This is a genomic window from Desulfofarcimen acetoxidans DSM 771 (assembly GCF_000024205.1).
GTDB lineage: Bacteria > Bacillota > Desulfotomaculia > Desulfotomaculales > Desulfofarciminaceae > Desulfofarcimen > Desulfofarcimen acetoxidans.
Window position 1 is genome coordinate 4,248,789 of sequence record NC_013216.1, and the last position, 22,838, is coordinate 4,271,626.

The 22,838-nt window shown below is 33.6% G+C and carries 18 protein-coding genes and 1 pseudogene; 3 read left to right on the forward strand and 16 right to left on the reverse strand.

Annotated elements, in window-relative coordinates; translation table 11 throughout:
- Positions 1-85: 85 nt before the first annotated feature.
- The 6 genes from DTOX_RS21775 to cysC form a co-directional block, all read right to left on the reverse strand.
- Positions 86-1,591 (reverse strand): stalk domain-containing protein, encoded by a 1,506-nt coding sequence (locus DTOX_RS21775; RefSeq protein ID WP_015759424.1) that lies wholly within the window; start codon positions 1,589-1,591, stop codon positions 86-88.
- 229 nt (positions 1,592-1,820) lie between these two features.
- Positions 1,821-3,659, reverse strand: a complete 1,839-nt coding sequence (locus DTOX_RS19700; protein WP_015759425.1) for a polysaccharide biosynthesis protein — start codon at positions 3,657-3,659, stop codon at positions 1,821-1,823.
- Positions 3,660-4,016: 357 nt separating this feature from the next.
- On the reverse strand, positions 4,017-5,030 hold the full coding sequence (galE, locus tag DTOX_RS19705; RefSeq protein ID WP_015759427.1) for a UDP-glucose 4-epimerase GalE: 1,014 nt from the start codon (positions 5,028-5,030) through the stop codon (positions 4,017-4,019).
- Positions 5,031-5,216: 186 nt separating this feature from the next.
- Positions 5,217-6,593 (reverse strand): UDP-glucose dehydrogenase family protein, encoded by a 1,377-nt coding sequence (locus DTOX_RS19710; RefSeq protein WP_015759428.1) that lies wholly within the window; start codon positions 6,591-6,593, stop codon positions 5,217-5,219.
- 267 nt (positions 6,594-6,860) lie between these two features.
- Positions 6,861-7,655 (reverse strand): PHP domain-containing protein, encoded by a 795-nt coding sequence (locus DTOX_RS19715; protein ID WP_015759429.1) that lies wholly within the window; start codon positions 7,653-7,655, stop codon positions 6,861-6,863.
- A gap of 18 nt (positions 7,656-7,673) precedes the next feature.
- Positions 7,674-8,312, reverse strand: a complete 639-nt coding sequence (cysC, locus tag DTOX_RS19720; protein WP_015759430.1) for an adenylyl-sulfate kinase — start codon at positions 8,310-8,312, stop codon at positions 7,674-7,676.
- Positions 8,313-8,903: 591 nt separating this feature from the next.
- Here cysC and DTOX_RS25510 point away from each other — a divergent pair.
- From DTOX_RS25510 to DTOX_RS19730, 3 genes are read left to right on the forward strand one after another with little or no spacing between them, the layout of a single operon-like run.
- The gene (locus DTOX_RS25510) at positions 8,904-9,197 is read left to right on the forward strand and encodes a transposase family protein (RefSeq protein ID WP_422698416.1); all 294 of its coding nucleotides are present in this window, start codon (positions 8,904-8,906) and stop codon (positions 9,195-9,197) included.
- A 60-nt stretch (positions 9,198-9,257) separates the two neighbouring features.
- The gene (locus DTOX_RS22730) at positions 9,258-9,788 is read left to right on the forward strand and encodes a transposase (protein WP_157863025.1); all 531 of its coding nucleotides are present in this window, start codon (positions 9,258-9,260) and stop codon (positions 9,786-9,788) included.
- Entirely contained in the window at positions 9,782-10,570 is a 789-nt protein-coding gene (locus DTOX_RS19730; RefSeq protein WP_052292979.1) for a transposase, read from the forward strand. The genes DTOX_RS22730 and DTOX_RS19730 overlap by 7 nt, the downstream gene beginning before the upstream one ends.
- A 553-nt stretch (positions 10,571-11,123) precedes the next feature.
- Here the strand turns inward: DTOX_RS19730 and DTOX_RS19735 are convergent.
- From DTOX_RS19735 to DTOX_RS19780, 10 genes and pseudogenes are all read right to left on the reverse strand, one after another.
- On the reverse strand, positions 11,124-12,416 hold the full coding sequence (locus DTOX_RS19735; RefSeq protein ID WP_015759434.1) for a flippase: 1,293 nt from the start codon (positions 12,414-12,416) through the stop codon (positions 11,124-11,126).
- 1,683 nt (positions 12,417-14,099) lie between these two features.
- Positions 14,100-14,384 carry a transposase gene (locus DTOX_RS25515; protein WP_083773509.1) on the reverse strand — a complete coding sequence of 95 codons (285 nt, stop codon included), beginning with the start codon at positions 14,382-14,384 and terminating at the stop codon, positions 14,100-14,102.
- Between the two features lie 291 nt (positions 14,385-14,675).
- Positions 14,676-15,014 (reverse strand): annotated as a pseudogene (locus DTOX_RS21780) (IS110 family transposase); the annotation flags it as partial.
- Between the two features lie 361 nt (positions 15,015-15,375).
- Positions 15,376-15,924: an acyltransferase gene (locus DTOX_RS19750; RefSeq protein ID WP_015759437.1), complete on the reverse strand. Its 549-nt coding sequence runs from the start codon at positions 15,922-15,924 to the stop codon at positions 15,376-15,378.
- A 56-nt stretch (positions 15,925-15,980) separates the two neighbouring features.
- Positions 15,981-16,829: a sulfotransferase gene (locus DTOX_RS19755; protein WP_015759438.1), complete on the reverse strand. Its 849-nt coding sequence runs from the start codon at positions 16,827-16,829 to the stop codon at positions 15,981-15,983.
- On the reverse strand, positions 16,822-17,844 hold the full coding sequence (locus tag DTOX_RS19760; RefSeq protein WP_157863026.1) for a glycosyltransferase family 4 protein: 1,023 nt from the start codon (positions 17,842-17,844) through the stop codon (positions 16,822-16,824). The genes DTOX_RS19755 and DTOX_RS19760 overlap by 8 nt, the downstream gene beginning before the upstream one ends.
- A gap of 466 nt (positions 17,845-18,310) precedes the next feature.
- Positions 18,311-19,651, reverse strand: a complete 1,341-nt coding sequence (locus DTOX_RS19765) for an O-antigen polymerase (protein WP_015759440.1) — start codon at positions 19,649-19,651, stop codon at positions 18,311-18,313.
- Complete coding sequence (locus tag DTOX_RS19770; protein ID WP_015759441.1) at positions 19,638-20,522, reverse strand: sulfotransferase domain-containing protein; 885 nt, start codon at positions 20,520-20,522, stop codon at positions 19,638-19,640. Before DTOX_RS19770 ends, DTOX_RS19765 begins: the two co-directional genes overlap by 14 nt.
- Positions 20,523-20,643: 121 nt before the next feature.
- Positions 20,644-21,732, reverse strand: a complete 1,089-nt coding sequence (locus tag DTOX_RS19775) for a glycosyltransferase family 4 protein (RefSeq protein ID WP_015759442.1) — start codon at positions 21,730-21,732, stop codon at positions 20,644-20,646.
- 136 nt (positions 21,733-21,868) lie between these two features.
- Entirely contained in the window at positions 21,869-22,504 is a 636-nt protein-coding gene (locus DTOX_RS19780; protein ID WP_015759443.1) for a sugar transferase, read from the reverse strand.
- Between the last annotated feature and the right edge of the window lie 334 nt (positions 22,505-22,838).

The following is a 22,838-nucleotide window of genomic DNA, read 5'->3' on the forward strand; positions in this document are numbered from 1 at the left end:
ATCCTCCCGTTTGGAAAAGCAGCTGGTAATATCTTACTAGGGACTGACCCTTATGAGTGAGCATGAGTGATTGAATGGTATTTATTTACTGGGGCCAGACCCCAGTAAAAATTTGGAAAGAAAGCTTTTCTCTTTTCAAATTTTTTCGAGTATATCTGGCAGGCAAAAATGTTCTGTTATCACGAATAATAACAGGAGCGTCTATTTTACTTGTTTTTCCGTTAATGCTCATCATCTTCTTACCAACTGTGAAAACAACTGACAAATCTTTATTAGTCAGGTTAACCGATTTAGATTTTTCGTCCCATTTAATTTCGGTACCCAGTGCTTCACCCAAATAACGAATAGGCACATAAACCCTATCATTATCAATAAATGATGCTGTATCCATGCTAATGTCTTTGCCGTTTACATTATAATTTTTCTGACCCACAATAAATTTAATATTTGGCACCTCTGGTACTGCGCTATTCTTTTGATTGTTCTGTTTGCTATCTTTAACTGTTTGCTGTTTTTGGTAATCCATTCGCAGCAGTCCTTTAGGAGTTGAGGCAAAAACAATTACACCATCACCCACAGCAGTACACTCAATGTCCGTTACCTTACCCAAAACACCTTTAGTCACAGGACTCCAAGTTACTCCATAATCCTCTGACACCAATACACATTTATCTGCTGCAGTACCCGCAAAGATACGTCCTTTGGTAGTTCCCGCAATACTTACGATTTTACTTTTTGAATATTTTGGCAACCATTCAAATTGAGGCCGGTTCCACGAAAGCCCACCATCTTGAGAAATATATATGCCGGCTGAAATAATAGGATTGCATGCAACTAAAGTATAATTATTGCCATCCGCTATGGAAATAATTTTACCAAATTCTGATGAGGAAGAGGAAGAGGATAATTTAATACCCGTATCGCGCCAGTCAACTCCACCATTATTTGTAGATAATATACTTTCATTGTTGTCGTATATAACAAAATAAGTTTTATCATTAATAACTGCCACACTATCATTCTGTTGTGGTATTTTTCCCTTTATAAAATAGTTCCATGACTTACCACCGTCATCAGAAGCCATTAAATTTTTCTTACCAAGATGTATGCCAAATACTCGTTTTTCGGCACCTTTTAAATTATAAAAGGCTTTTTGATCATCAAGATATTCCCAGCGATTACCTCCATCTTTACTGGATACTGTAAAATATTGTTTCTTAATATTATGGCGACCAGACAAAACAAGAGTTTTATCCTTTAAAAAAGCTATATCGTATAAAGTGCATTTATCTTTTAAAATTGTGTTATTGATATTTAAGTTAATTTCATTCCATGTATTACCATTATCATTGCTTCTATATAATTTGTCATCTATTATGTCATCTGATTTATTATCTACTATTACATATAATATCTTGTTTAATTGAAAATCCGGATGAATACAAATTTGCTTAACCTTTTTATCGAAAACTTTATCAAATTTATACTCATCGGCTATACACATTGATGGAATTATAAAAAATATAAAGGTTATAATTGTAATATTAAACAGCTTACGAATAATAATCCCTCCATTATAGATATATTTCAAAATACTTCCTCAATATAAATTAGCAAGGCTTGATCATTAGACAATTTCTATTATTTTAGCTCAATTTTACAAACATGTAAATAGAGAAAAAATGAGTAGCTAGTTCAGGAAAATCTTGATCAATGATACTTTGAATTAAAACAATACTGTCTAAATATACTTAAGAATTAAAGTTGTCAACAGATAAAAATTTGAAATTAAAATTGCTAAATTTTAAAAATCAGATCCACTAACCAACCATATCTTTTCGATATATCTTTATATTTGGAAGGAGAACCGTCAATGCTTTAAAAACGTCCCCAGTCACAACATCCCATCCCAACTCCCTCAAACGAAGAATTTCCAACTCCAATGTCTCCAAATTCACACTCCCCGCATTAGCCACAAATATCCTCCTATGCCGGGTAGCAGAAGAACCCTCTTCTGCCGTCAGCAATTCCTCAAACAGCTTCTCCCCCGGCCTAATCCCGGTAAATTTAATTTCACAATCCACTCCCGACAAATCAATAATACATTTAGCTAAATCCACAATCTTCACCGGCTCACCCATGTCCAGCACAAATATCTCCCCGCCCTGAGCCATAGCCCCAGCCTGAATCACTAACTGCACAGCCTCGGGTATAGTCATAAAGTACCTCTTCATTTCCGGGTGAGTAACAGTAACCGGCCCTCCCTGAGCAATCTGCCGCTTAAAGATAGGCACTACACTGCCATTGCTCCCCAAGACATTGCCAAACCGAACAGCCGCATAAACAGTATCACTTATACTGTTCATCTGCTGCAATATCAGCTCAGCCAAACGCTTGGTAGCCCCCATAACACTGGAAGGATTAACTGCTTTATCTGTTGAAAGCATAATAAAAACATCTGTTCCAACCCTGTCGGCTGCTTCTGCTAAATTCTTTGTACCCAAAACATTCGTCTTCACTGACTCATCAGGATGCAGCTCCATCAGAGGTACATGCTTATGCGCAGCAGCATGAAAAACCACTGACGGTCTATATTTCTTAAAAATCAAATTAATCTTTTGCCTGTCCCTTATATCAGCAATCACTATCTCAATAGGCAGATCGCTGCCATGCATTTCACGAAGCTCAAAGACTATATTATGTATGCTGTTCTCACCATGCCCCAAAACAACCAGAAGCTTGGGCTTAAACCTGACCACCTGCCTGCATAGCTCTGAACCAATCGAACCGCCGGCACCGGAAACCAAAACCACCCTATCTGTTAAATAACCGGCAATCTCGCTTAAATCTACCTCAACAGGCTCTCTGCCCAATAAATCTTCCACCTGAATATCGCGAATATGATTTACGGTCACTTGCCCGCTGATTAACTGGTAAACACCCGGCAATATCTTTAATTTTACCTGTGAATTGTGACACTTCTCGACAGTTTCCTTTATAACTTGTCCGGACACTGACGGCATAGCGATAATTACTTCTTTAATTCTGTATTTTTCGATAATCGACGGCAATTCTTCACGTTTCCCTAACACCGGTATGCCCAGGATAACCATACCCTGCTTACTTGCATCATCATCAATAAATCCTACCGGCAAATACTCACTGTTATGGTTCATTAATTCGCGAACCACCAGCACCCCGGCATCACCGGCACCAACTATAAGCGTTTTCCTTTTATCCAGTGGGCAGCCGGCCACGGCAAATTTCTTCTTCTGTACATATATTCTCCAGCACAACCTGGAACCGCCAATCAGAATAATACTAAAAGCCCAGGACATTAATACTACACTTCTGGGTAACGGGGTAAAAATAAAATATGTCAAAGCAATGACAACAAGTTTTCCTGTTGTAACCGCTTTTACTATAGTCACTAACTCACCTATGCTGGCATAGGCCCATACTCTTTGATAAAGGCCAAAAAAATAAAAAAAGACAAGCATAACAAGCGCACAAACCGGGGCAAAATTAATATAGTTAACTAAAGCCTTGCTTAATTCAGGCCAACTGGGGAAACGGATAAACAGTGAAACGAGCAAAGACATAATCACCAACAGAAAATCACAACACAGTAAAACCAGTAATCTTGCCTTACCACTCATTTAAATTCACCAAATCCTCTCTTAATAAAGCAAATTATACTAACAACAGTCATACTTTCATCTAAAGTTTTATTTACTTCATACACTCTTAAAATCCTGCAAAAGATTAAAAAATTGTTGTATATTTATGTTGTCTATTTATATAAATTCCACCTTGAAGCAAATTTTCCTGCATCCCGTCTCTGGTATTAATATCAAAATAATTAAGTTTAGATTAATTATTTATTAAAAATTCTCCGGTTTAAAAACGTTAAGGCAGGTGAAGGTCCCCTGCCTTTTGTTAACAAATAAATTAGAGTATTGTACAAGAATTCTTGCAAATCCCGGGGTTGTAGCGACCACGGTCCCGGAACCAATCTAATCTCCATATCCATCTGGATTACTTGACTGCCAGTTCCAAGAATCAGCACACATCTCCTCAATACCCCTTTGGGCAACCCAGCCAAGTTCTATCCTTGCTTTTGTCGGATCAGCATAGCAAATAGCTACATCACCGGCCCTTCTTTCTACCAGTAAATACGGCACCTTCCTGCCCGAGACATTTTCAAAGGACGCTACCATTTCAAGTACACTATAACCTTTTCCCGTACCCAAGTTATATGCATCAATGCCGCTGCCGGATATAATCTTCTCCAAAGCCTTCAGATGTCCATGGGCAAGATCCACAACATGAATGTAATCCCTTACTCCTGTGCCATCGGAAGTAGGATAGTCACTGCCGAACACTTTGAGTTCCTTTAGCTTACCTACCGCAACCAGTGTAATGTAGGGCATGAGGTTGTTAGGGATACCACTGGGATCCTCACCGATAAGCCCACTCTTGTGCGCACCTATGGGATTAAAATAGCGAAGAAGTGCAATACTCCAAGCTTTATCAGATGCATAAAGATCCTTTAGCAGTTCCTCTATCATCAGCTTAGTACGTCCATAGGGGTTGGTAGCCCCCAATAAGCAATCCTCAGCGATAGGCACACATCCGGGTATACCATATACTGTAGCCGATGAGCTAAACACCAAATTCCTCACACCGTATTTCTGCATAACCTGGCAAAGCACAAGAGTACCGGTAATATTATTGTGATAATAGCGCAGGGGAATTCGTACTGACTCACCTACTGCTTTAAGACCGGCAAAATGTATTACCGCCTCTATGCTATTCTCGGAAAAAACCTTCTCAACCCCTTCACTATCTAAAACATCAACCTCGTAAAACTTGACATGCTTGCCCGTTATCCAGTTCACACGTTTCAAAGACTCAGTCTTGCTGTTTGATAAATTATCTATCACTACAACTTCATAACCGGCATTGAGCAGTTCCACACACGTGTGACTACCGATATATCCTACTCCTCCCGTAACCAGTATCGCCATAAATTTAACCTCCAACAGATCTATTAACACCTGCAAAAATCGTATCAAACCTAACAATGACACACCTTCCAGACATTTACCTAAACTGAACCTCTATTAATACTACAGCATTATACTTTTGAATACTTTTAATAATATTGTGAAATAAGCCAGATAAGATTTTTCTTCATTTTTTTTATATCTTTCTTAAGCACTATAAAAACGTTGATTTGTGCTGTACTTATTGCTTAAATTAATAGCTCGATTTTCTACTACAGCTTGTCTTCCAATAGAATAATACTCCACTCCTGCATTTCTCATAGACTCAATACCATAAATATTCCGGCCATCAAATACCAGCGGCGTCCGCATCAGATTTTTATAGTCCTCCGGCTTAATTGCTTTAATTTCGTCCCATTCGGTGAAGATAAAACTTACATTAGCATCGGAAAGAGCCTCCTCTGGTTTCTTTACGTACTTAATTTTATACTCACTCTCTGGATACTTCTGCCTAAAATTATCGCTGCCGACAGGATCATAAGCGTATACCCGTGCCCCTCGCTCCAATAGTAATGGAACATTTGCAAGAGAAGGAGCCTCCCTTAAATCATCCGTCTCGGGCTTAAATGTCAATCCCAATACTGCTACCTTCAGACCATCAAAAGTAATTAGCCTATTTGAAGCCTTTCTATATAAAATTGTCTTCTGATCATTATTTACCATAATAGCAGATCTAATAGTCCGTAGCTCATAACCGTTCTGCCTGGCCATATAATCCAGTGCCTTAGTATCCTTAGGGAAACAACTACCACCATAACCGATACCGGCACTTAAGAATTTACTGCCGATACGTTCATCAAATGACATTCCTCGCGCTACATCCTGAATATCTGCGCCAACAAGTTCGCATAGATTAGCAATGTCATTCATATAAGATATCTTTAATGCCAGAAAGTCATTGGAAGCATATTTAATCATCTCCGCCGAACGCCTACTTACCGATACAATTGGTAGATTAAATGGCTCATATATTTTCATAAGCATTTCCTTAGCCCATATACTATCGGTACCTATGATGATTCTCGCCGCCTCCAGAGTATCGCGTACCGCCGTACCCTGAGCTAGAAATTCTGGGTTACTGGCAACCTCTACTTTAACATCATTAATTATAAAATCCTTAATAAACTGCTCCACTTTATCATTGGTCCCAACTGGAACTGTTGATTTTACTACCACAAGACAGTCTTTCTCTATAGTTTCCGCAATTTGCCTTGCAACGGTAGCTATGTAGGATAGATTGGCAGAACCGTCGGGCTGCTCGGGAGTACCTACACCAATAAAAACGGCATCTGCATCTTTGTAGGCTTGAATAAAATCTGTAGTAAAATCGAGCCTACCTAGGGCGGAATTTTTCTGCATCATTTTCTCCAATCCTGTTTCATAGATAGGAGAGATACCTTGTTTAAGCATATTAATTTTTTGTTGATCAATATCGACACATGTGACATGATGACCAACTTCAGCAAAACAGACTCCGGCTACCAGACCTACATAGCCCGTACCGGCCACTGATATTTTATACATAGTACTCTATACACTCCTTTCCATATTTATTTAAGATGCTAATAATATGATTTATCTCTAATTTGTATTGGTTGATTGTATTACTTTTTAAAACCAATAGTCACATTGATTGAATCGCAGGATTGCCTACTATTAGCAGCATTTTCTTTAGGCATCACTTTTGTAGCAGGTAAAAACAATTACCTAAACCTGCTGCTGGTATGACTGCTTTGGCTACTTTCATTAACATCATCCCTCACCATAAGTGTTTTGTAATAACAATAATTTCTACCAATCAATACCAAACTGGCCTAAGCTGTGTTCATCATTATGAAAATCTGAACCGCCTGTCATTAGCAAACCAAACTCTTCGGCAATTTTTTTATAACGTTTGTTATCCTCTTTATCCTGCTTACGGTGCCAAACTTCAATACCATCAAAGTTAAGATCTAAAAGCTCGCGAACCAAATCATCATCACCTATTAAAACGGGATGAGCTAAAACAGCTAAACCACCTGCATTATGTATTAATTCTATTGCTTTTTGGGGTTTTATAATTAATTTATCTATTGCTGCAGGTTTACCATCAGCCAGATATTTATCAAACACTGTTTGTATATCAGATACAAAGCCATTCTTAACAATGGCTTTGGCAATGTGAGGGCGCCCTATGTTTCCTTCACCGGAAAACTCTCGTACATCTTCTATTGTTATAGACATATTCAGTTCTTTAAATTTATTAATAATCCGTAATGCCCGTGCCTCTCTACCTTCATTTAACTGGACCAATATTTCGTTTAACTCCATATTTTCAAATATATTATAACCCAACACATCTACACTTTTTCCCTTATGCTTGGCGCTAAGTTCTACTCCTGGAATCACTTTAATTCCTAGTTCTTTTCCGGCTTCTACCGCTTCTTTAACACCACTCATTGTATCGTGGTCTGTAATTGCTATTGTTTTCAAGCCCAGCCCATAAGCCTTTTGCACTATGTCACTAGGAGTATAAACACCATCTGATGCTGTAGTATGTATATGGAGATCAAAATTACCTATTTTAAGAATCTGCTCTAATTGCAAATGTATACCTCCCTAAAATTAACCAATATTTATTACTGTACTTTGGCCTTTTGAATTTATATAGCCATTATTCATTAGATAATTAATTACCTGATCTACGCATTCTTCTATTTTTAACTCTTCTGTATCCACTACCAATTCGGGAGTGATTGGGACTTCATAAGGTGAACTAATTCCCGTAAAATCTTTAATAATACCCTGTCGTGCTTTTTCATACAACCCTTTGGGGTCCCTTTTCTCACATACTTCTAGCCCACATTTTACATAAATCTCTATAAATTCCCCCGTTTTAAACAATTCCCTAACCTTTAGGCGGTCTTCTCTGAATGGAGATATAAAGGCTGATATAACTAATAATCCAGCATCTACTAATAATTTTGACACTTCACCAATGCGACGAATGTTCTCTTGACGGTCCTCTGCACTGAAGCCAAGATCCTTATTTAAGCCATGCCTAATATTATCTCCATCTAATACATATGAATGAACTTTGCACTTATAAAGTTCCTTTTCTACTTCCACTGCTAGTGTAGACTTACCAGAACCGGACAAACCTGTAATCCAGAGAACACAACTTTTATGACCGTTTATACGGTACCGATCTTCTTTTTTTACTTTATATTTGTGCCAAACTATGTTTGCTGCTTTAATGCTCATTTTTATTCACCTTTTCTTTTAAAGAGTCAATATTGATTTTTAGAGTATCCTATGAACTTTATCCACCCCAAAATATGAATGTGTTAAGGGTCGAAATCTTTTTTGGTAATCCTAGATGACCGAATAAACCTCTTAAATTTCCTCAAGCAATTCCTCAATACCCATAGTAATCCTAAACCACTCAGCAAATCTCATCAGGCCATCTCTATGCTAGGTTAAAAATCAAAATCCCTCTCAATCTTGGAAGTCAAAACATAAGTTCTTCGGAACGTCACCCATCTACATTGACAAGTATTTCTTCCTGTCTACCATGCCTTTTCCAGGGTTTTAATAAAATATACAATCTGCTCCAGATTATTATTGCATTATAATAGTCATTTATATTGTTTATCTCAATCATATGGCAACCATGCTCCAACAGTCGTTTGAATAGAAAATATCCGATAAACCCTACCCCCGATAATCAGATATATCCTTGTTTTGTCTAGTATAGTTGGCAAGGGTGCATATCCATTGTTCTGGAAAGAGAGAGGCTCTTCCTTAATTTTGAGTGAAACACCTTTGTGAAAATGTGTATTTATGGTATTATTAATGTTAAATAACACCATAGAGGCACTCAAATTGAACGATAAAGATGCATTATTACTTAGCAATTTTTATCCTAAAGAAGTTAAAATTAATCAAGTTATAGAAAACAACAGCGGTATTACTATCTTTCTTAAATCTATAACCCATAGCCATGTTTGTCCTAAATGCGGACAAACAACAAAATTCTATCACAGCACCTATAAACGTAGAATTCAGGACTTGCCGATTTTAGGGAAATCCGTCTACCTCAATGCCACAGCGTATCGATATAATTGTGAGAATACATCCTGTGACTAAAAAGTTTTTTGTGAAGAGCTTAGTGGTTTTACCGGTAAATATCGTAGAATGACTTCTCGCTTGGAAGACTTTATCATCACGCTTGCACTTAATACGAGTTGTGAAGGTACTGCCCGTATTTGTAAACAGATGAATATCAATATTAGCGGTGATACTGTAATTAAGATCCTGTTACGCAATGCCAAATCCATCGATCCTGAGTACGGTGAATTTATAGGTGTTGATGATTGGGCCTATAAAAAGGGACATACCTACGGGACCATTATATGTGATGGTGCTTCCCATAAACCAATTGCCCTCTTAGATGGTCGCGACGGAAGTGCCTTAAAAGAATGGCTAGAGAGAAATCAACACATTAAAACAGCTACGAGAGATAGAGCCAGTAGTTATGCAAAAGCCATTGAGGAAGCACTGCCACAGGCGATGCAGATTGCCGACAGATTCCACCTTCACCAAAATCTTTTAAAAGCGATCAAAGACGCACTGGGACGAGAAATTCCAGCAAAAATAATGATTCCTATAGCGAATTCAGCTCCTAATTTAGCTGACTCACCAGCTATGGACGAGCCTAAATTAAAAAAAATGTGTTAACTGATGCTGAGAAAAATCGAAGAGAAACGATTATTAAGATTCAATCTTACTTATCTCAAGGTTATTCAAGTAAAGCCATTTGTGAGATGATGCACACAACTTATAGGCAAATTAGGAAGTTTTCAATAGGTGATCCCGATATTCTATGCTGCAGTAATAAATTGAAGTCAAATTCCTTATGTAGATCCGAGCTTGATCAATATAAAAACATCATTTTGGAACAATTAGCTTTAAAGGCAAAAATCAAAAGTATCTATGAATTAATCCTTGAGAGAGGACATACCGGAAAACGCACTAACTTTTATGATTATTGCAAAAAACTTATAGAGAAAAATGATGTTGCTCACCCTACAAACACCAATATTCTTGATGTCAAACTTAATAAGAACAAACCCAAAGGCCATTTCATTGAAAGAAATCGAATATTAAAATACCTTTGGTCTAACTTGAATATTCCATTGGCAGATATTGATTTCATTTTAGAGAGGTATCCATTCTTAAAAGAAATGGGAGATTGTATTTCAGACTTTCGAAATATTTATGTCAACAAGAGCGTTACACTCTTAAAAGAGTTTGTAGATAAATATGTTAAAAGCAATAACAAGAACCTGAAGTCATTTGCAAATGGTATTTTTAAAGACTTTATAGCTGTTAAAAATTCAGTTATCAGTGAATACAGTAATGGATTTATTGAAGGTAATAACAATCGTCTAAAAATGATCAAACGCACCATGTATGGAAGAGCCGGTTTAAATCTTCTCAGAGCTAAGATTATCTATTAGCTTTTTATTTTAACTTTTCACACCCAAATTTACGGAAGAACCGGATCTTAGCCAAAAGCTCATCATATTATTATGGATTGGAGTGTCTTTTTAGCCACTTGTAATACCCAGCTACACTAATCTGCAATACCTTACATATTGTTTTTATGCTTTACTTTGTTTTCTCTCTGTTTTCTGTATCCTTAGCCGTTGAAATAATTCTCGTGCAGCTACTTCTTTTGGCTCTTTGCAAAAATATAAGCACTTTTTAAAATATCATTAGCATTTTAAGGTTCTTAAATCTTTTTTCTGTAGCTTTGATTTCAGCTGTTTTGGACTCAAAAGCTTATTTTTATTACCCACAAGCGCTACTGACCAATGCTGCTCTATCCAGCTTCTCCATGTGTATAACATGGTTAGTATTATTCCCAGCTGTTCTGAGAACCTTTTTCGCAGGACAATTTAATGACTTCTACTCCTTGAACTTTTTTATAAACTCGCAATTGGATTACCCACCTTACTGCTTTCCAAATTTGACGAGTTTGCTGACCCTACTAAAATTATACTACTCCATTTATATCTTTTTAAATGCAAACGGAACAATACCTACTTTCCTATGCATAAAAATCATTCTTAAAACATTAGTTATTATAATAGACCCAGTACTTGAAAATGCTGCACCTTCTATACCATACATCGGTATTAGAATACTACTAAAAATTACTATCAATATAATCATGGATATATTAATATAGAGGTTATAATTGGAATATCCTGTCATTGTTAATATTAGACCACACGGACCACTGATTGCATTAAATAGCTGACCACCGGCTATTATAATCATACAAGTACTACCAATAGAATATTCTCTTCCATATATTATCATAATTAAATCACTGCATAATATGATAATGAACATGATTATAAGAACAGTTACTAGCATTAAATAATTAATTTTAGAATATATATTATTAATTTTGTTGATTTCCCTTTTATAATATAAAGTAGAAATCATAGGAGCAAACACTTGATTAATTGCCGTTAACATAAAACTTGGTATTACAGCTATTTGTGCAGCACTATTATATATCCCTACACTAACATCATCTAAATAATAGCCTACCATATAAATTGATGTCTTATCAATCAAGACACTTAGGCTTCCAACAAGAACAAGAGGAAATGAAAACTTTAAAACATCGATATAATAATCCATATTTTTCAATCCTATTTGGCCTATAAATCTATGTCTTATGGCCTTATAGATAAGAAATAATAATGTACAACCACAAGCTATATATTTAGCGATAATTGGTATAAAAAAACCCTCTAAATTCATCATATATAATAAACCTAAAGCTAATAAAAAAATACCATTCTGCAAAAAATTCATAGCAAAAGAATATATTCTCATCTTTCCTCTTGCCTGAAATAATGATGCAAATATATATATTTCAGTTAATATTAATAATAAATACATTTGATTTTTGAAACCATCTCTATATTTTATATGTCCGAATATTTTTACTGAAAAATATTCGATATTATACAATATAATTAGCATAACAAAAAAAGACAGAGCTAGAGAAAATAATATTGCAAATAAGCTAATGCTCTTATTTATTTCATTATTATTATCCACTTCATTTTGTGGTATATATTTTAGCAAGCCTTGGTCTAGTCCAAATCTAGAAATTATTGGAATAATTGTGATAATAGCAAATACATAAACAAATTCTCCATAAATCTTTGCTCCTAGCAATCTTGCCATAAAAATATTTGCTAAGACCAATAATGCTTTTCCAATACCATTCATTATAAACATGTATACTGACTTTTTTATTAATTCTTTTTCTTCCCTCATTTTAACACCTATATATTATTATTTAATATGATATCACAATCTTCTAGAGCAATTATTAAATATTATCAGAACCACATATTAATATATAAAGCAAAATAATGATAATTCAATAATCATAAGCTGAAAACCCTAATATATTAAGTAGACCATGCCAATTATGTTAGAAATTAAGTACTACACGCTATAAAATTTAAGCATAGTTAAATAATTATAACTTGCACAGGATTTTTTTACAGTCAAATTTTCAAACAATAGAAATAAATATTATCTTGGGTCAATATTTCACGATTACACACGCTAACCACTCATACTTTCTGTGATTCTTGGTTCACTTGCCCCAAAGTTATATAGGTACTCTTTAAAAAAGGATACTATCTGATTAGTGGGCTAAAAACCAACCGCTTTTTTATCCTAAGGGAATCCACACTCATGTTCATGAATTTGCCAGCATATTAAAAAAGGCAATGTTCACCTCATTTCAGTGAAAGGTTCTTCCTTCTGGGTATATCATTATGAGGGGACTCTCAATCAGATTGATAATGGTTGTGGTCTTGTTGCGTTGGACAGGTAACAGCCTTTAAAAAGCCAAAATCCTCACATGCCTTTTTATATAACGATGTTAATCTTGATACCCAGACCATCTTAGAATATTACAGAAACAAATGGTATATTTATCGCAAAAGAAATGTCAATCTGTTTTAAATAAATATCGGGTTCAATCGACTTTTTCTGTTGACAGACTATTGGTACTAATTACTCTTTCCTATTTATTTTGCTGTAATAGGTAACTGGTACTTATCGAACATTTGCTTTGGTATGGGCATTAAGCAACTTCTTGAAATAGCCGAAAGAGAACGAATAGCCTAGGTATATGCTAGGAGACCGTTTCAAAAATAGATTTCTTGTTTGCCTAATTCAATATATAATACGACTTTTGAAACACTTTTCTGATATGAAATGGCCTTGTCAAGAACCCCAACAAATTTTTTTATGTTAGCTAAAAAACACAATAACATCATTGTCCCAAAAAGTAAATTCAAATTAGAATATTTGTAAATAATTTAATTAAGCTCTTATCCGTCTGGAGGATAGGGCAATGCTGAGGAGCAACCCAAGCGCCAGGCGGAGTTCTATCGGGGATAGCAGGGACAATTTAACGTTGTCCCTTATCCTATTTTATTTGATCTCCAGACTTATTTTTGCTATCCTTGTGGAGAACAAAAGCGTTAAACCTTTTTTAGGCGATTTCATCTCCTTTGCAAGGGTGCATGGAACAATAGGTAGTTGGGCTAAATCGACGGTTGCTCAATCTTATATACGTGTATTGGATAACACAAGACTTAAATACGTCGGGAGCTACCTCGGTCTAGTAACGTGCATTAGATATAAAGTGTCTAGAACATAGGAGTATAACCGAGGGTTCTCCTTACCGTGGCCGAACGCCCCTACACCCCACCTGATATTATTCTTGGATCATACTTCTCTTTACAAATTGTCATTGTTTTTTCTTAGATTTTTAAGAAATTTTCTTACTATCCTGTCCTAATTCTTGAGATATAGCACACATGAATTCCAGTAATTCCCGCGCAACTGCAACTGCTGCTATTTGACTTGATTTACCCCTAGCTATTAAACGACGAAACTCTAAGTTAAGCCGATGTTGTGCCTACTATGATATGTTCTTTACTTTTTCTGATTGTCCCTGACGTTTTTTAGTATTGCACTTACTGATGGTGGACGCCGGTAACGCCAGGCAGATTCCACTATTACTCGACGAATATGAGCGTTACCTAATTTAGTTATTCTTCCTTGATACCGACCACCTCCACTGGATGATTCAGCCGGAACCAATCCAACATAAGCCATTAATCGCTTTGCTGAATCAAACCGGCATAAATCTCCTGCTTCAGCTACCACTGTAGCAGCAGTAATAAGACCAACTCCACATAATGACTGAAATGCTTCAATAAACGGAGCTTATTGGCTATCCTTAACCAAAATCTCCATCTCTTTTTCCAAGCGTTTTTTAATAGATTCCGCTTCTTCCAAAACATGAATATATTTTTTTAAGTATTATCACATTAGCAGCTTGATCGAAACTCAATTTATCTAACCATTACCGGTATTTAATAGTCCAGGATTTTACACCTTGAGGTGGCTTTTTTTCTAAGCGTAATAGAAATTTGCTAATTTGATTACGCTTAGAAGAATATCTTCCACTACATCTTCACGAGTTCGCACCAGATCTTGCAGGGCCTCCTACTTTTCATCCGGTACCCAGACAGCAGCTAATTCAGCACTACGCAATAATTGAGCTAATTTTTTAGCATCCCGTCGGTCAGTTTTCACTTTTTCACCAGGTTTTCTTGGTATTAGTGATGGCGCCACTACCATACAGGTTGCTCCTATTGCTGTTAGTTGATGGTATATCCCATAACCACATTGGCCAGCTTCATAACAGAAGTACAGATTTTTCGCCGAACCAAGTTTGCGTACTAGCCTTGCTATAGCTTCTGGACTATTGATTATCGTGCTCATGAATTCCACTACTTCTATTCCTTCCTTGGCAACCGCAACTGCAATGGTTTCTTTATGTACATCAAGTCCTACAAATGTGGTATAACTTCATACTAGGCCAGATTCCTTCTTTTAGCTTGTAGCTCTGTGCTGTGTAGTATAACCTACGTATCGCTATTGGAGTGGCTGCCCCTTCCATTATGTCTGGGAGAGCGTTTCAGAATTAGATTTTTTTATTTATATAGATTCAATATATATTGAATTCGTATTTTAAATTTTAGACTTTACAAATCTGTGCTAGCGCAAACAAAAAGGCACTATCTCACATCTATAAAATTTTATATTAATAAGTAGGTTTTTATAGTTATACGCATGTGTTCCAGCGTTAGCTTCAATTGCATAACAAATAGTTTTTTAGTTTCTTTTATTTCAAATATATTTTTTATATACTTTTAATAATATTATCCTTTTTATTGTAAATAATTGTACTAGCACCAACATCTTTATTTATTAAACTTCCTGCTCCTATAACAGCGTTGTCACCTATTGATACTCCTTTCAAAATTACAACATTAGCACCTATCCACACATTATTGCCAATAATAATTCTCTGAGACACTATTGGTAACATGCTTGTTTTCTCCCCTTGTCGAAAAGTATGATCATGGTCATATATTTTAACATTTTCGCCAAATAAACAGTCATCACCTACCTCAATATGTTCCCTACAGTTTAAAGATACGAAATTATTAAAAAAAACATTATTACCTATTCTTATAATACCACTTGTGCACTTTAAATTGCACATTTTTCTTATTCTCACGTTTTTACCCATAAAAATACATCCATTTTTATTAATTTCTATATTAACAAAGCTATCGATATAGGTATAAAAAAAGTTTCTTAGCTTAAGCTTCTTACCTAAAACAACTTTACAAAGCAATAAACGAATATATGACTTTAAAATTTTGATAAAATTTAAAATTACCATATTACCACCCATATCTGTTTATAATCTCTAGTATTATAGAATTAAACTATGGAATTTTATGGAATTTTATTGAATTTAATGTCGTATTCATAAAGCTTAACAAAAAAATAATTAAAGATTAAAAAAATTATATTATTCATGGAACTAAAACTATTTTTCCATCCATCATCGGTTCTAAGAGATATTGTACGTTGGCTTCTTAATCTATTTCCGGATATCTGGTGAATTGTTGGTAGTTCATTAGCTTCTTTAATTCTTTTGATCTCTTCTTGAAAACAAATATCTAAAAAAACACCAATCTTTTTCATTACATTCTCAAAATCTCCTGTAAAATCCTCATATCTAATTCTCAAATATTTATCCTTATGTAGAATTTGAAAAATATGAGCAGAAAAATTAGATATCATCCATCCCAATGTCCCCCTTAGTACTGGAAAATAAATTTTTGGTTCCTCACCATTCTCCATTTTTTGATTAGAACCTCTAATCAATGACTGAATGCACCCTCTACCATCCCTAACTATATGTATCATATAAATATTTTTCCCTAATAATTTTGCAAGTCTTATTGGCCTAAAATGATTCTTCCTTGCAGTTTTCGAAGAATCAATAACATAATGAATATTCTCTGGAGTGTTTTTAAAAATTAAGGCCCATAATTTTTTTTGCCCATTAATTGCTATTTTATTATTTAAATCATATTCTTTAATAATATTTCTCCAAAATTCACATTCCTTTAAATATTTGCCGCAAGAACATTTGGCCTTATCCTTATGTTTAATTGTATCAAAATTAGTTAATTCACCCAATGGGTAAATTTTATTATTTGAACCAATTATCATTTCTAGCAATGTTGATCCACTTCTACCATAACCCGCAATATATATCACATTTTTTCTATCCATAATTGCTCCTTCTTAGTCTAAAATATAATTTGTTATATTCATCATGCATTTTGTCTAATGAAAAACATTTTTTAATTAAGAAAATATTATTTAATTCTTCATATGAATTTATATATGAAAAACTAAAATAAGGTAACCAATTATCTATAGTATCTATGTCTACAACATCAACATTATCAAGCTTTTCTTTGATTTCGACGTGTGGTGCAATATCCGATAATACAGCTGGCATGCCTAAATACAGTGCCTCCAATACCGCTATAGGTAACCCCTCATAAGTAGATGTGGAAACAAATAAATGGCATTTTATTATTTCCTTGTATACATCTTCTCTACTTATTTCGCCCAAAAAACATACTCGATTTGCTATTTTTTTCTCACAACAATAATTAATTAACTCATTATACAGATATCCATTACCAATAATTTTGAGTTGTACATCTGGTAAGCGTAATAAAATTTTTAAAAGTAACTTTTGATTCTTTTCTTTTACAAGTCTACCTACACAAACAACTGTAAAATTGTCGTGTTTTTTAGATTTATTTAACATATTATTAATAAAACTTTCAATTTTCTTACAGTTAACTCCATTTGTTATTATTGTTATTTTTTTATTAAATATATTTTTAATTATTTGGGGTAATGATAGATATGCTGCCTTACTAACAAGAGTAATTTCGTCCGATAAAGCAATACATAAAAGAGTAAATAGTTTTACCTTAACTGTATATCGCTCGAACATACTATGTATAGTGAACAATACTCTGTTCCTTTGTCTTAAAAACAAAGATAAAAAAAAGTATAAAACACCAACATGACTATTATGTATATGTACAATATCTCCTTCGTTTAATAATCTTAAATTTCTAAAAAAAGTAATAATACTATTATTACTTCCTTTAACAGTAACTAAATCTTCTTCATATTCTTGCTCACCTTTAAACGATATTACCAATTGCTTGCATTTTAGCAATTCTTCAGAATTTCGATACATGACAAATTCATTATATGGCATACTAGTATCGCCAATTGAATTTACGATAGTTGCTATCCTCATTTCTGAATTTGAATTAATATAAGACACCTCCGCGTATAATACAACTGTAGTAATTATGCTGTACAAAATACTTCATGGTTGTCTACTACCCAACCTGAACGTATTGGTTGTTAGCAAGAAAAAAGGTACTTATATATTACATCATTGCAAACCGAGTTTTTTTACCTGTAAGATTCCGTATCACCTAGAAAAAACAGCCCACTTTAGATTCCTCGATATATGTTTTTGATCTCCTAGAAGAGGATCATTTAGTGCTACAATCAAGCCAAAAACCTAAGCTTTATCTATATGTAACATGAAAAATAATTGTTTTCCTCAATGATAGGGTTGATAAGGGGCAATCCCTACTAAGATTCTGGTTTTTAACTTCAATAATAATGTGTTTCCTATAATATAATTGTTTGTTATATAGAAAAATTGTCTATTATTTGACTTGAAGCTTACCAATAACCTTCTGAGCAAGAACAAATGTTATAAAAGCAAGGAATACATATACCCAAAGATAAACTTTAAAAACAGCAAAGATTTCAGACCTAAATAGTTTGTAAGCATATGAAAGCGAAAAAATATAAATTAAATAACTAAAATCATTTTTATTCTTATTTGATGCCAACCTAGCAAATATCAAACCATATAATAAGGCTGTAATTATGACACCACACCAGCCAAAATTTAATATAGATTCTATTATCGTAGAAAAGCCTCTACCTCCACCAAGAGAGAATATACCACCATAATAATTTTTTATATACCAGACTGATAACGATTCAAAATCATATAACGGCAAAATAAGTCCAATAATTGAATCCAAATAACTTTTACCATATAATAGGTTATGACTCATAGTACTTAGGACATCTTCACCAATAAAATACCATATAGAAAACTCAGATGGCAAACCAGGAAAAGATATCTGGTTACTTTTGTTAAGAATTATTAAAGGTATTATTTGCTTCCAAAATGCAAACAAAACTAGTAATGATAAAGAAACATAAATAACAGTTGTTTTTTTTATTTTTTTATAGTCTAGCAAAACATATAACATAGGTATAATTTGAAACAAAAAATCACCACGTGAAACAGTGAAAACTGCATAAATAACATTATGAATAAATGATACTACAAATAATGATGTCAACCCTGCTCTTTTAGGGTTGTATTTTATGATCATATAAAAACTAACTATGGACACAAATGCGCTAACATCTGTATACAAAGCTAATAAACCAGAATGTTGTATTATCAACAGCCTACTAGCCCTACTTGCTGAAAAAAAATCGATAAATCCTACTGTACTAATTACATTGATCTCCATCAGCAATCCAATTGTAAATATTGACCACAATAGCAAAGTATAGGAATTATTATATTCGAAACCTATTTCATTAGAGTTATTTTGGGTATTTATTTGGTTATAATAAAAATTATACCCTAGAGAAAAGAATACATATGTAATTAATGATGCAATTGCAAGATAATGCATTGAATCCAAATATAAATAATTTTCTTTTTGAAAAAATATATTATTTATATAAATACTATTTGTATATAAATAAAAATACACACCATAAATATTTATATAATCCAACAAGTTCTTTGTCCTGACGTAATTGAAAGCAAATAATATTCCAAATAACGTTGTATTTAAAAATAAAATTGCACTATCCACGCTATAATAATTATTGTTAAGCATAAATAATGTTAAAATAAAAATAATTACACTAAAAGCAATAATGCTTATAACTATGTTATTATACTTTATCATAAATCAACCATTTCCCTAAATCTATATTTAGAATTGCTTCTAATTCTTTTATATCTTCTTTATACTTCTCACTCAATAACTTCCTATAGTTAGCATCAATGGAATATTCCATACGCTTTTGATTTATTTGATATATTTTTAATGCAACGTATTTTCTAATTTTACTGTTTGGAATAATCAATCTTATAATCTTTCTTGTTAAATTAGATGGATACATAATTAACTTACTTATTAATTCAAATCTTGATTTTGATGCCGCGTTACTTTTAATATTATTAATTACTTTTATTCTCTCTACTTCTAGGAAATCATAAATATTATTTAGAATAAAATCCTGATTTTTAACAAACTCTTCAAACAATACTATTAAAATTTGTTTTTTATCATAATACCTTAGTATGCGCTTTATTTGTTCGGCATATAAACCTCTAGAAAAATAACTATAATTCAACTTATTTTCATTACTGAGTTGGATCCTTCTTTTCTCGTTCTCAATCGCTTCTCTAAATGATAAACTTTCAATTCCATTTCTAGTGTTCATTAAGTAATGAGAATAAGCTCTATCAACCGGGTTTCTTAATATTATTATGATTTTAAGATCCTTGCCTAAATCCTTTATTATTCTATCTAGCGCTTTTTCTTCAAAAATATAACCAGTACTCATATCCCCAATTACTTTTTCATTAATAACATCACTGTAATAATTCTCCTCATACCAATTAATACCTTTTAAATATCGTTCTTCAACATGAAAAAAGCCGGGCTCCTTCAATTTTTTAGGCAAATATATGTCAGGATGCTGTTTTAATATATCATACAAAGTTGTGGTGGCTGACTTTTGAACCCCAGGGCATATAAAATTAGGGAGCATAATTTCCTCCTTATAAGCATATATTTCTTATCCTAAAACCTATTACATATAAGTAAATTTAATTGGTTTTAAGTCTACCGTTTAACAAATAATAAGCCTGCTAGCTTAATTATTAATTTTTTCACTTTACTTCTGCCATATATGCTTTAACCACAATCTGTCTATCAAATTCCCTTTCTACCTTTTCTCTACCTGCCATGCCCATCTTCTTTTTCGTCTCATAATCTAATTCCAAAAAATTCATAACCTTATTTATCAATTCTTTAATATTTCCGCTTTCAAATAGATAACCTGTAACTCCATCCTCAACAACGTCTTTAGAACCATTAACTGCTGATGCAATACATATTCTTCCTATAGCTGCAGTCTCTAAAAGCACATTCGGTACACCCTCTCCCCCATAAGATGGTAGGATTGTACAATGACATTTTTGAATAAGTGACTTGATATTCTTTTCAAACCCTATATAATTAATAACGCCTTTTGCATGATAATAATTAATTACTTCTTTATATTTATCTTCTTCAACAAAACCTGCAATGTAAAAATTTGTTCTAGGGTACCTCTCTTTAATTACTTTAGCACACTTAAGGTATAGATCAATACCTTTTAATTTCATAATCCTACCTATAAAAACAAAATTAATCTCATCACCGAGTGGTAAATCACATAGTTTATATTGATTTAGGTTCACTCCAGAACCAGGAATCATACAAAAATTATCTCCAACCATCCCGTTTTTAATAAATAAATCCCTGTCACCAATATTTTGAAAAAAAATCTTGTATGACTTCTTAACCGAAATCTTGTACATTACCTTTGCTATTAAACTAACAGCATTGTTCCTCATAAATGTCGAACCAGTTCCCGTTATATTGCAAATTTGTGCATTCTTTGTTATGTTAGAGGCTATGGCTCCATAAATATTGGGTTTAATAGTATATGAGAATATGATATCGGGTTTCGTTTTCTGCATTATTTTAATGTAGTTAATAATCAGCCTTAAGTCTATAATAGGGTTAATTCCCCTGCGATCTACGTGAGTTTCAATAACCTTACATCCCAAGTCACTAAAAAAAATATTTTCTTTAGCTTTTGGTAAAGAAATAATAACCTCATGTCCGCATTTAACCAGATAAACAATCAATTCTTTTCTAAAATTGTATAGTGTTATAAAATGATTTGATAGTATCAGTATTCTCTTACTCATATTTCACACCAACCTATTTTCAACTATCCAAACTCAGGCTTTATAAAATTAAAAATCTGAAAATATGTCCTAATATTCCTGCCTACATACTAGTATTAATATTTATTAACATATCACTCTTCTATTGCCATAAAAACTATCTTTTTGATCCCAATTCATTCTCAATAATTTCATTATGTGCCGTTGTTTGAGTTCCACCCTCAACAATACCATCACCTTTCAAAACTGACGCAATAGTCCAAATGAAACACTTAAAGTCCATCCAAAAACTTATCTTCTCAACATACTCCCCATCAAGTTTTGCTTTAACTTTAATAGAAATTTCATCTCTACCATTTATCTGGGCCCATCCAGTAAGCCCGGGGATTATATCATTAGCACCATATTTGTCTCTTTCTTCTATAAGATCATATTGATTCCACAAAGCTGGTCTCGGGCCTATAATACTCATTTGCCCAAGCAGGACATTCCAGATTTGAGGCAACTCATCCAGACTAGATTTCCTTAGGAATTTCCCAATCCTTGTAATATATTGCTCAGGGTTTTCCAATAAATGAGTCGGAGTATCTTTAGGGGTATCTATCCTCATAGTTCGAAACTTCAATATATTAAAATGGCTCTTATATATACCCACACGCTTTTGTTTAAAAAACACAGGGCCTTTCGAGTCAAACTTAATTGCTATGAATAAAAATAAAAATACAGGCGATAATATAAAAATAGTTATTAACGAAAAAATAAAATCTAAAAGTCTTTTAATTTTGAAATACATCTTTTTGACTCCTCACAAGTTTGCTGGTAGGATCATTCCTTAAAATTGATGTAGTGGTGGGGGCCTGTACCACAGGTAAATATAAAGATATTGATTTAACTACCATTGCTCCCTAGTAGAGCAATTATTAATTATTATTGAACCACAAATCAACATGGTATATAATTCCCTGTAATAAATAATAAGTGGGGAAAATAACTATGCCATTCATGAGCCAAAGAGCAGAATTAGACTTAACAACAGAAGAAGTAAATAAATTGGAAAAAATTATACATTCAAGAACAGAAAGTGTAAGTCACATTGAATGAACTAAAATGTTTCTCTTGTATCATTG